The sequence below is a fragment of the Bradyrhizobium centrolobii genome, from assembly GCF_001641635.1.
GTDB classification, from domain to species: Bacteria; Pseudomonadota; Alphaproteobacteria; order Rhizobiales; family Xanthobacteraceae; genus Bradyrhizobium; species Bradyrhizobium centrolobii.
The window spans coordinates 1-11,186 of sequence record NZ_LUUB01000025.1 but is presented as its reverse complement, the minus strand read 5'-3'; the positions used below and the strand labels follow the sequence as shown (position 1 = coordinate 11,186).

Sequence of the window (11,186 nt, the reverse complement as noted above, 5' to 3'; positions counted from 1 at the left end):
ATCACCGGCGTGACCGGCCAGGACGGCGCCTATCTCGCCGAGTATCTGCTGTCGCTCGGCTATGTCGTGCACGGCATCAAGCGGCGCTCGTCGTCGTTCAACACCGCGCGCGTCGATCACCTGTATCAGGACCCGCATGTCGGCAACGTGCCGTTCCTGATGCATTACGGCGACATGACCGACTCGACCAATCTGATCCGCCTGGTGCAGCAGATCCGGCCGACCGAGATCTACAATCTCGCCGCCCAGAGCCACGTCGCGGTCAGCTTCGAAAGCCCCGAATACACCGCCAACGCCGACGCCATCGGCGTGCTGCGCCTGTTGGAGGCGATCCGCATCCTCGGCATGGAGAAGGAGACGCGGTTCTACCAGGCCTCGACCTCCGAGCTCTACGGCCTCGTGCAGCAGATCCCGCAGAAGGAGACCACGCCGTTCTATCCGCGCTCGCCGTACGGCGTGGCGAAACTCTACGGCTACTGGATCACGGTGAACTACCGCGAGGCCTACGGCATGTTCGCCTCCAACGGCATCCTGTTCAATCACGAGAGCCCGATCCGCGGCGAGACCTTCGTCACCCGCAAGATCACCCGCGGCGTCGCCCGCATCGAGGTCGGGCTCGAGGACACGCTCTATCTCGGCAATCTCGAGGCCAAGCGCGACTGGGGCCATGCCAAGGATTATGTCGAGGGCATGCACATGATCCTGCAGGCGGACAAGCCCGACGACTTCGTGCTCGCCACCGGCGAGACGCGCTCGGTGCGCGAGATGGTCGAGCTCTCGTTCGCGCAAGTCGGCCGCCGCATCGAATGGCGCGGCAAGGGCGTGGATGAGACCGGCATCGATGCCAGGAGCGGCAAGACCGTGGTGCGGATCGATCCCACCTACTTCCGTCCCACCGAGGTCGATCTCCTCATCGGCGATGCCAGCAAGGCCCGCGACACGCTCGGCTGGACACCGAAGCGGACCTTTGCCGAGCTCGTCGAGGAGATGGTGGCAAGCGATCTGACGGAGGCACGACAGGAAGCCGCCCATGGCAAACGTACGGTTTGAGCTGACGGGCAAGAGCGTCTACGTCGCCGGCCATCGCGGCATGGTCGGCAGTGCGCTTGTGCGGGAGGACGTCAGGCTCGTCACCGTGGACCGGCGCGAGGTCGATCTCTGCGACCAGGCCGCGGTGTTCGACTGGTTCGCGAAGGTGCGGCCGCAGGTGATCTTCCTCGCCGCCGCCAAGGTCGGCGGCATCCTCGCCAACGACACGCTGCGCGCCGAGTTCATCTACGACAACATCGCGATCGCGGCCAACGTGATCCACGCCGCGCATCTGAACGGCGCCGAGAAGCTGATGTTCCTGGGCTCTTCCTGCATCTATCCGAAGCTCGCCAGCCAGCCGCTGCGCGAGGACTCCATGCTGACCGGACCGCTGGAGCCGACCAACGAGCCCTATGCCATTGCCAAGATCGCCGGCATCAAGATGGCGGAGGCCTATCGCAGCCAGTATCGATGTGACTTCATCAGCGTGATGCCGACCAATCTCTACGGCCCCGGCGACAATTATCATCCCGAATACAGCCACGTGGTCGCCGCCCTGATCCGGCGCTTTCACGAGGCGAAGATCGCGGACGCGAACACCGTCGCGGTCTGGGGCACCGGCACGCCGCGCCGCGAATTCCTCTATGTCGACGACATGGCCGATGCCTGCGTGCACCTGATGAAGAGCTATTCGGGCGCGGAGCTGATCAACATCGGCGCCGGCGAGGACATCACGATCGCCGAATTCGCCCGCGTCGTCGCTGACGTCATCGGCTATCGCGGCGAGATCAGCTTCGACACTTCGCGTCCCGTCGGGACGCCGCGCAAGCTGCTCGACGTCAGCCGCCTCGCCAGGCTCGGCTGGCGCGCGTCGACCTCGCTGGAGGATGGCCTGACACGCGCTTATGAAGCGTATCTGTCCAGCCATCCAATCACCGCCCAATAATTCCGTCTCCGCTGTTTCGGGACTGCTATCCATGACCGACGACACTCACGTGATCCAAAGCGGCCACCTCACCGCGACCATCAAGGCGCACGGCGCCGAGCTGTGCTCGCTCAAGCACGAGGACGGTACCGAATTCATCTGGCAGGCGGGAACGGCCTGGCCACGCCATGCCCCGCTGTTGTTTCCGATCGTCGGACGCCTCGCCAATGACGAATTGCGGCACCAGGGCAAGACCTACCGCATGCCCCAGCACGGCTTTGCGCGCGACCAGCGCTTTACCTGGGCCGAACGCGGCGCGAGCCGCTGCGCGCTGGTGCTGAGCGACAGCGAGGCGACGCGCGCGCTCTATCCGTTCGCGTTCCGGCTGGTCGCCAGCTACGTCGTCGACGCGGCTGGTATCGAGGTCGCGCTCAGGATCGTCAACACCGGCGAGGAGACGCTGCCGGCTTCGCTCGGCGGCCATCCGGCCTTCAACTGGCCGCTTCGGCCGGGACTTGCCAAGGAGAGCTATACGCTGACTTTCTCGGATGAAGAGACATTTCCCGTCCGGCGTCTCGATGGCGGGCTGGTGCGCGCGGCGCCCGAGCAAAATCCAGTCAGAGGCAAAGTGCTCGACCTGTCCGAATCCCTGTTCGCCGACGATGCAATCATCTTCGACCGGATCAACAGCAGGTCGGTCCGCTATGCGGCGGGAGAGGGGACATCCCAGGGACATGGCTCGAAATGTCCTGGTCCGGATTTCGCGAGCTCGGTGTCTGGTCAAAGCCGACGGGCGCGCCGTTCCTCTGCATCGAGCCCTGGCGCGGTTATGCGAGTCCATCCGGCTTCGACGGCGAGTTCAGCGACAAGCCGGGCGTGATGCACATCGCGCCGGGCGCGGAAGAGCTGTTGTCGTTCCGTAGTCAGGTCGGCACGTCCTGAAATTGAAATGCGGCGCCGTGTGTTGAAGGTTCACACGGCAGCGCTGCGGCCGCTCAGAACGGCGCCTGTCGCGGCCACGGCTTTCGCGCGGGGCGCGGGTTTGGCCGTCGAGGAGGTGAGGCGGTGTGCGAGGTCCTGCGCACGCCGCTCGATCAGATGCCATGTCGCGCGCGCGACGAGATAGCTGAGCGCCGCAGTGACCGCATAGCCTGCGAGCAGCGAGACCAACCCGTCCGGCAGCGGCCAGATCCGGTGCAGGCCGTAGATGACGGCGAAGTGCGACAGGTACATCGAGTAGGAGTTGCGGCCGAGCGCCTCGAGCGGCCACCAGCTGATCGAAAAGCGAATGCAGCCGAACACGAGCGCGCCGAGCACGAGGTTGATCATCAGATAGTTGAACTCGTGCGATCCGGTCGCGCGGTCTGCGGCGAAAGACGACACGATGATGATTGCGAACATCGCGGCATCGGATTTTGCAAAGCCGTCGCGGAGCGAGAAGAACAGCGCGCATCCGACCAGGAAGATCGGAAGCTGGTTCACGAAGCTCAAGTGCAGCGCGTTCCAGACGAAGGCCTCATTGCCGGGCCCGTAATAGGCCGAGAACTGCGCGTAGGCCCACGGCTTGAACAGGCAGACGTTGACGAGATGGAGCAGAAGCGCGAGCGCGAGATAGAGATAACGGCGCGAACCGAAGGCGGTGATCACGAACGGGAAGACGAGGTAGAACGTCATTTCCGCCGCAATCGACCAGTCGCCCGGCACGACGCTGTTGATGCTGTCCGGCCAGAAGCCGTGCAGGAACGTTGCGGTTAGGATGACCTGAAGCGGTCCGATGCCGTTTGGCGCGTTGTAGCCCGGCCCGGTGCCGTTGACGACGAGGTAGACCGGGATCGCGAGCCAGAACAGCGGTGCGATGCGCAGGAAGCGCCGGATGTAGAATTTGCGGGTCGGGTTCGTTTCCGATGCGCGCTGCGTCCACATCAGGCACATCGTCAACGCGCTGACGAAGTAGAACGCGTTGACGCCCACCCAACCGCAGATGAACGTGAAATCGACGGCGCGGATGCCCGACGGGAAAGACTGCGAGACGTGGATCGCCATCACGCCGGCGATCGCGAGGCCGCGCAGGAGATCGAGCGTGTGTGAACGACTGAGGCGAGTTGCACCTCCATCGGTTCGATCGGCAGCCAACCGGGCCTGCCCCTGCATCACGCCTGCTCCGTAGTTTCGCGATTGTCTCGCTCTTGCGGGCAAAACCATATAGGCGCGACTTGGGATTCCGAAGCCGAAGGCTTTCTTTACGTTAACCGGCCGTTGAGTCGATCCGGGATGATCGCGGTCGGCTCGGCGGTCCCGCCGAATCCGGTCTCGCGCAGCGCTACCCAAAAAGGGGGCGGGCAACGATGCGCTGAGTGAGAAATGTGGGGCTGTTCATAGTTAATGCTTCGGTATCGTGGTGAATATTGTTTGCGCATCACAACACGCCTAGTATCGCGGCGGGCAATTTCGGGGCTCGAATATACGGTGAATGTTCGTTCACACGGCAGCGCGCCACGCAGCGAGCTGGATTTTCAGGCGGATTCGCCTGCGCAGAGGACAGCCAAGATCGTGGCTGATTCCGCCATTCAGGAACTACGTCCGGTCGGCCGCGAGCGGTTGGTCGTCGTGGAAGACGATCCGGTGACGCGGACGATGCTGGTCGGCTATTTCAGCGAGAACAATTTCGACGTGGTCGGCGCGAGTTCCTGCGCGGAATGCCGCCAGGCCCTGCGGGCGCGCACCGATCTCGTCTTTCTCGACGTGCAATTGCCTGACGGCGACGGTTTCGAGCTCGCCAAGGAGATCCAGGCCACGAGCAACGCCGGCATCATCTTCGTGACGCGCCGCGACACCGACGTCGATCGCATCCTCGGCCTCGAGATCGCCGGCGATCACTACGTCAGCAAACCGATCAACCTGCGCGACCTGCTCGCGCGCGCGCGCAGCGTGCTGCGGCGGCGCTCGATCGACCGCAAGGCGGCACGCAACCACAATTCGATCGCCTTCGGCGACTGGATCATCGACCTGACGCGGCGCGAATTGCTCGGCAGCGACGGCAAGCCCGTGGCATTGACGCGCGCCGAATTCGACCTGCTCGCGGCCCTTGTCGGCGCCGACGGCCGTCCGCTCAGCCGCGACTATCTGATCGAGGTCGTCAGCAATCGCCAGGCCGACGTCGACATCCGCACCGTCGATGCGCTGGTGGCACGGTTGCGCCGCAAGCTGGTCGGCAGCTGCACACCGGTCATCGCGACCGTCACCGGCGTCGGCTACAAGCTCGCGCTCACCGAGCGTCTCTAGCTCGACTTGCCGCGCGATCATCGCGCGCCATCGTTCGCCGCGCGCCGACCGCGGGCGGGCGCTCTGGTCCGTGGCTGCCCTCCGCGCGCCGCAGGCGAGCCGGTCATCGACCGCATAGAGGGTACAGGTGGGCGACCACTTCATGCAGGCCGCGAGCGAGTCGCGCTGGGCCATAGCACGATCCCGCGAATGCTCAGGCCGCTTCCGATGACGGCAGGTAAACCGAGGTGAGGAATCGTGCATCTCCCCTCGTCATTCCGGGCTCGCGCCAAGACGCGCCCCGGAATGACGGTGAATAGGATGACGGGATTTACACCGCCGCCCGGCCAAGGAACAGGCACCCCATCGCGCGTGTTGTGGGTTGGCGGGCGCCCGGCCAATGCTATGGTGTCCCACAATCTCTGCATGACAGGACGAAGGATTTCTCCAGTGGCTGATGTTCATCCCGCGGCGGGCAAACAGGTCTCGCCAGACGCGCTCGCCAACATCCCGCGACTCGTGACGGCCTATTTCGCCAACAAGCCGGATGCCGCCGACGCTGTGCAGCGGGTGGCGTTCGGCACCTCCGGCCATCGCGGCACCTCGCTCAAGAACACCTTCAACGAGGCACACATCCTTTCGACCACGCAGGCGATCTGCGACTATCGCCGCGAGAAAGGGCTGACCGGCCCCCTGTTCGTCGGCATCGACACCCACGCACTGGCCGAGCCGGCGCTCGCCAGCGCCATCGAGGTCTTCGCGGCCAACGGCGTCGAAATCATGATCGACCGCGACGGCGGCTATACGCCGACACCGGTGGTCTCGCACGCGATCCTGACCTACAACAAGGGCCGCACTTCGGGTCTCGCCGACGGCGTCGTCATCACGCCCTCGCACAATCCACCCGAGGATGGCGGCTACAAATACAATCCGCCGCATGGTGGTCCCGCCGATACCGATGTCACCGGCGTGGTCGAGAAGCGCGCCAACGCGTATCTCGCCGACGGGCTCAAGGGCGTCGCGCGCATGGACTATGCCAAGGCGCGCAAATCCTCGACCGTCCACGCCTACGACTTCATCACGCCCTACGTCGCCGATCTCGGCAACGTCGTCGACCTCGATCTCGTCAAGTCGGCCGGCATCAATATCGGCATCGATCCGCTCGGCGGTGCCGCCGTGCATTACTGGCATCCGATCATCGAACGCTACGGCCTGAAGGCCACGGTGGTGAACGAGGCGATCGATCCGACCTTCCGCTTCATGACGGTCGATTGGGACGGCAAGATCCGCATGGACTGCTCCTCGCCCTACGCGATGGCGAGCCTGATCCGCATGCGCGATCGCTTCGACATCGCCTTCGCCAACGACACCGACGCTGATCGCCACGGCATCGTGACGCGGACCAGCGGCCTGATGAATCCGAACCACTATCTTGCGACCGCGATCGCCTATCTGTTCGCGCACCGCCCGAACTGGGGCAAGGACGCAGCGATCGGCAAGACCGTGGTGTCGAGCTCGATCATCGACCGCGTCGCCAAGAAGCTCGGCCGCAGGCTGGTCGAGACTCCCGTCGGATTCAAATGGTTCGTCGATGGTCTCATCAGTGGCGACTTCGGGTTCGGCGGCGAGGAGAGTGCAGGGGCCTCGTTCCTCAGGCGCGACGGCACGGTGTGGACCACCGACAAGGACGGCATCATCCTCGGCCTGCTTGCCGCGGAGATCATGGCGAAGACCGGCCGCGATCCGAGCCAGCTCTTCAACGATCTCACCGCCGAGCTGGGCGTGCCCCATTACGAGCGCATCGATGTCGCCGCGACCCCGGCCCAGAAGAACGTGCTGAAGTCGGTGACGCCGGAGCAGCTCGGCCTCAAGGACCTCGCCGGCGATCCCGTCCGCGCTACGCTGAGCAAGGCGCCGGGCAACGGCCAGCCCTTCGGCGGCATAAAGGTCGAAACCGACTTCGGCTGGTTTGCCGCGCGTCCCTCCGGAACGGAGGACGTCTACAAAATCTACGCAGAAAGTTTCCGCAGTACGGAGCACCTGCACCGCATTCAGGAAGAAGCCCAGGCGGGACTGAAGAAGGTGTTCGGGGCTTAAGATCTGAGAGAGCAAACCTCGCTCCGGCCACGGCGAAGGTGTGCTCCCTCCCCCGCTTGCGGGGGAGGGGTGGGGTGGGGGTGCCTCCGCATAGGGATTGTCCTGAGGTTTGCGGAGGGAGTCCCTGGGTGGAGGGAGCCCCCACCCGGCGCTACGCGCCGACCTCCCCCGCAAGCGGGAGAGGTGAATCGAATCCAGGGACTCACTTGCCAGATGTGTATACAACATATCACATAGAGGTAATTAAGTAAGCAAAATTTGGCATTGAATCGTTCTATCTCCGAGTTATTGTATACATAACGTATTCATAAACTGCTGGGAGAGACCGGTGACAAAACCCTTCCCGATGAACGCCTGGTACGCCGCTGCCTGGGACGCCGAGGTGAAGGCGGCGCTGCTGCCGCGGACGATCTGCGGCAAGCACGTCGTGATGTACCGGAAGGCCGATGGCTCGGTGGCCGCGCTGGAGGATGCCTGCTGGCACCGCCTGGTGCCGCTGTCCAAGGGACGGCTCGAAGGCGACACCGTCGTCTGCGGCTATCACGGCCTGAAGTACAACGCGCAGGGGCGCTGCACCTTCATGCCCTCGCAGGAGACCATCAATCCGTCGGCCTGCGTTCGCGCCTATCCCGTGATCGAGCGTCACCGCTACATCTGGCTCTGGATGGGCGATCCCGCGCTCGCCGATCCCGCGCTCGTTCCCGACATGCACTGGAATCACGATCCGGCCTGGGCCGGCGATGGCAAGACCATCCATGTCAATTGCGACTACCGACTCGTGCTCGACAACCTCATGGACCTCACCCACGAGACCTTCGTGCATGGCTCCTCCATCGGCAACGACGCGGTCGCCGAAGCGCCCTTCGACGTCACCCATGGCGAGAAGACGGTGACGGTGACGCGCTGGATGCGCGGCATCGAGGCGCCGCCGTTCTGGGCCAAGCAGCTCGGCAAGCCCGGTCTGGTCGACCGCTGGCAGATCATCCGCTTCGAGGCGCCGTGCACCATTGCCATCGACGTCGGCGTGGCGCCGACCGGCACCGGCGCGCCGGAAGGCGACCGCTCGCAGGGCGTCAATGGCTTCGTGCTCAACACCATCACGCCGGAGACCGAGAAGACCTGCCATTACTTCTGGGCCTTCGTTCGCAACTATCGTCTCGGCGAGCAGCGTATCACCACCGAGATCCGCGAAGGCGTGTCCGGCATCTTCCGCGAGGACGAGCTGATCCTCGAAGCGCAGCAGCGCGCCATGGACGAGAACCCGGATCGCGTCTTCTACAACCTCAACATCGACGCCGGCGCGATGTGGTCGCGCAGGCTGATCGACAAGATGGTGGCGAAGGAAAACACGCCGCAGCACCTGCAGGCTGCGGAGTAGAGGCATGGCCGAGCGCGAGGTCGACCGCTCCGTCTCGCAGACCGTGAAGGCGCAGCTCGCGCTGCGCGACCAGATCCTCTCGGGCTCTTTACGTCCGGGCGAGCGCATCTCCGAGCTTCAGGCGGTCGAGACGACCGGCGCCTCGCGCACGCCGGTGCGCATGGCGCTGGTGCGGCTCGAGGAGGAGGGCCTGCTGGAGGCGATCCCCTCCGGCGGCTTCATGGTGAAGGCGTTCTCCGAGCGTGACATCTCCGACTCCATCGAGCTGCGCGGTACACTGGAAGGGCTGGCCGCGCGCTTCGCCGCCGAGCGCGGCGTCTCCGCGCGCGAGCTCGAGCCGCTGAAGGAGTGTCTTGCGGCGATCGATGAGCTGCTGCGCCAGGTGCCGATCTCGGTCGATGCGTTCTCGTCCTATGTCACGCTGAACGCGCGCTTCCACGCGCTGCTCACGGAATTGTCGCGCAGCCCGCCCTTGATCCGGCAGATCGACCGCGCCTCCGCGCTGCCGTTTGCTTCGCCCAGCGGCTTCGTGATGGCTCAGTCGGCGCTGCCCGAGGCGCAGCAGATCCTGATCATCGCGCAGGAGCACCATCGCGTCGTGATTGATGCGATCGAGAACCGCGAGGGAGCCCGTGCCGAGGCCGTGATGCGCGAGCACGCTCGGCTCGCCGTGCGCAACCTGAGACTCGCGCTGCGCAACCGGACCCATCTCGACCTCTTGCCGGCGCTCGCGCTGATCAAGTCCGCAACCGATTGAAGGGATTTGCCATGCGCTTCATCGAAACCTGGACCCCGGCCACGCTCGTCTCGACGCGCGACCTTGCGCCGGGCATCCGCGAATTCCTGATTTTGCCGGATCAATTCGACGGTGCCGCCTATCCGGTCGGCAGCCACATCAATGTGAACGTGACCATCGACGGCCAGCCGGAGACGCGGTCCTATTCGCTGGTCGGCGAGGCCTCGTCGCGTGGCTTCCGGATCGCGGTGCGCCGTGCCGAGGATTCCCGTGGGGGCTCGCGCTACATGTGGCAGCTGGCAGCAGGCGCGCGGCTCGATATCACCCAGCCCGCCTCGCTGCTCGCGGTCGATTGGGCGCGCCGGGACTATTGTCTGATCGCCGGCGGCATCGGCATCACGCCGATCGTCGGCGCGGCGCAGGCGCTGGCACGGCGCGGCGCGAATGTCAGGCTGCACTATGCCGTGCGTTCGCGCGGCGATGCAGCCTATCTCGACGATCTCGCAACTATGCTCGGCGATCGCCTGGTCGTTCATGCCAGCGACGAAGGCAGGCGGCTCGACCTCGACGCGCTGTTTGCGTCACTGCCGCAAGGCGCGCTCGCGCTGTTCTGCGGCCCGATGCGGATGCTGGATGCCGCGCGTCACGCCTGGATCTCCGCTGGCCATCCGCTTCCCGATCTCCGCTACGAGACCTTCGGCTGCAGCGGCACGCTGCCGACCGAGACGTTCCGCGTGCGCCTGAAGGACTCTGGTGTCGAGCTCGAAATCCCACGCGAGCGTTCGATGCTGGACGTGCTCAATGCGAGCGGCCACGAGGTGATGTACGACTGCAAGCGCGGCGAGTGCGGCCTTTGCGCCATCGACGTGGTCGAGGTCGAGGGCGAGATCGACCACCGCGACGTCTTCTTCAGCGATCATCAGAAGGAGAGCAACCAGAAGATCTGCGCCTGCGTCTCGCGCGCCCGCGGCACCATCACGGTCGACACGCTGCTGCGAGCGGACGCAATCTGAGGAGCCTAGATAGGAGCCTCAACGGGTTGTTCCTGTTTAGAGCGAGTCTGCTGATGGGTGGCACGGAACCGATACTGCCATGAGGCCGATGCCAATTGTAGCGGTGAAGCCACCTCGGCAGCTCGTCGGCTCGTTCTTTTGAGGTGTTGTAGGCGCGGGCATAGGCCCACTCGCGCAGGCTGGTCTGGATAAAGCGTTCAGCCTTGCCGTTGGTCTTGGGCGTGTAGGGCCTGGTGCGGATGTGCTTCAGGCCGAGACGTCTGCAGGCTTTGCGGAAGGCAAAGGATTTGTAGCAAGAGCCGTTGTCGGTCATGACCCGCTCGACCTTGATGCCCAGGCTGGCGTAGTAGGCGATCGCTGCCTTGAGGAAAGACACGGCACAGCTCCTTCGCTCGCTCTTCATGACCTTGCTGAAGGCGATGCGGGAGGCATCGTCGATACAGACGTGGACGTATTCCCAGCCAGGTCCTTCACCGCGGGCACGCAGGCTGCTCTGGCCAGTTCGATCACCGGTGATGCGATGGCCTACACGGTTGAACTTGCCGAGCTTTTTGATGTCGATGTGGATCAACTCCCCGGGATGTTCGCGTTCATAGCGCCGCACCAGCTCGGCTGGCTCCAGGTCGCGCAACCGGTTCAATCCCAACCGTTGCAGGATGCGGCTGACGGTCGCCGGAGAGATCCCGACCTCGGCCGCAATCTGCTGGCCGGTGTGGCGCTGCCGGCGCAACACCTCGACCGCAGCGC

General features: G+C 64.7%; 9 protein-coding genes and 2 pseudogenes. 8 read left to right on the top strand and 3 right to left on the bottom strand.

From position 1 onward, the window contains the following. From gmd to AYJ54_RS04250, 3 genes and pseudogenes are all read left to right on the top strand, one after another. Positions 1-1,050: GDP-mannose 4,6-dehydratase (gene gmd / locus AYJ54_RS04260; protein ID WP_063696773.1), on the top strand; the 1,050-nt coding region annotated here is incomplete at its 5' end. Next, positions 1,031-1,975 (top strand): GDP-L-fucose synthase family protein, encoded by a 945-nt coding sequence (locus AYJ54_RS04255; RefSeq protein ID WP_063696771.1) that lies wholly within the window; start codon positions 1,031-1,033, stop codon positions 1,973-1,975. The genes gmd and AYJ54_RS04255, both read left to right, overlap by 20 nt. 31 nt (positions 1,976-2,006) lie before the next feature. Then, a pseudogene (locus tag AYJ54_RS04250) lies at positions 2,007-2,896 on the top strand (aldose 1-epimerase family protein). Positions 2,897-2,926: 30 nt separating this feature from the next. On the opposite strand, the gene AYJ54_RS04245 reads toward AYJ54_RS04250, so the two are convergent. Further along, positions 2,927-4,105, bottom strand: a complete 1,179-nt coding sequence (locus AYJ54_RS04245) for an acyltransferase family protein (RefSeq protein WP_063696769.1) — start codon at positions 4,103-4,105, stop codon at positions 2,927-2,929. Between the two features lie 315 nt (positions 4,106-4,420). Here AYJ54_RS04245 and AYJ54_RS04240 point away from each other — a divergent pair, with 315 nt between their 5' ends. Continuing rightward, positions 4,421-5,236 (top strand): response regulator transcription factor, encoded by an 816-nt coding sequence (locus AYJ54_RS04240; RefSeq protein WP_063696768.1) that lies wholly within the window; start codon positions 4,421-4,423, stop codon positions 5,234-5,236. A 48-nt stretch (positions 5,237-5,284) separates the two neighbouring features. Here AYJ54_RS04240 and AYJ54_RS51920 read toward each other — a convergent pair. Further along, positions 5,285-5,407: pseudogene (locus AYJ54_RS51920) on the bottom strand (alpha/beta hydrolase family protein); the annotation flags it as partial. Positions 5,408-5,665: 258 nt separating this feature from the next. On the opposite strand from AYJ54_RS51920, the gene pgm reads away from it, so the two are divergent. From pgm to AYJ54_RS04220, 4 genes are all read left to right on the top strand, one after another. Continuing rightward, positions 5,666-7,312, top strand: a complete 1,647-nt coding sequence (gene pgm, locus AYJ54_RS04235; protein ID WP_063696766.1) for a phosphoglucomutase (alpha-D-glucose-1,6-bisphosphate-dependent) — start codon at positions 5,666-5,668, stop codon at positions 7,310-7,312. Positions 7,313-7,640: 328 nt separating this feature from the next. Continuing rightward, positions 7,641-8,690 carry an aromatic ring-hydroxylating dioxygenase subunit alpha gene (locus AYJ54_RS04230; protein WP_201724128.1) on the top strand — a complete coding sequence of 350 codons (1,050 nt, stop codon included), beginning with the start codon at positions 7,641-7,643 and terminating at the stop codon, positions 8,688-8,690. Positions 8,691-8,694: 4 nt separating this feature from the next. Further along, positions 8,695-9,447 carry a GntR family transcriptional regulator gene (locus tag AYJ54_RS04225; protein ID WP_063696762.1) on the top strand — a complete coding sequence of 251 codons (753 nt, stop codon included), beginning with the start codon at positions 8,695-8,697 and terminating at the stop codon, positions 9,445-9,447. Between the two features lie 11 nt (positions 9,448-9,458). Beyond that, positions 9,459-10,439: a PDR/VanB family oxidoreductase gene (locus AYJ54_RS04220; protein WP_063696761.1), complete on the top strand. Its 981-nt coding sequence runs from the start codon at positions 9,459-9,461 to the stop codon at positions 10,437-10,439. Here the strand turns inward: AYJ54_RS04220 and AYJ54_RS04215 are convergent. Further along, the coding region (locus AYJ54_RS04215) for an IS481 family transposase (protein ID WP_063696759.1) at positions 10,402-11,186 on the bottom strand (785 nt) is incomplete at its 5' end. The genes AYJ54_RS04220 and AYJ54_RS04215 overlap by 38 nt on opposite strands.

Bases quoted from the DNA above. Each gene is read 5' to 3' on its own strand.
- AYJ54_RS04220 (WP_063696761.1), top strand. From the start codon at position 9,459: ATGCGCTTCATCGAAACCTGGACCCCGGCCACGCTCGTCTCGACGCGC.
- AYJ54_RS04245 (WP_063696769.1), bottom strand. From the start codon at position 4,105: ATGCAGGGGCAGGCCCGGTTGGCTGCCGATCGAACCGATGGAGGTGCA.
- AYJ54_RS04255 (WP_063696771.1), top strand. From the start codon at position 1,031: ATGGCAAACGTACGGTTTGAGCTGACGGGCAAGAGCGTCTACGTCGCC.
- AYJ54_RS04225 (WP_063696762.1), top strand. From the start codon at position 8,695: ATGGCCGAGCGCGAGGTCGACCGCTCCGTCTCGCAGACCGTGAAGGCG.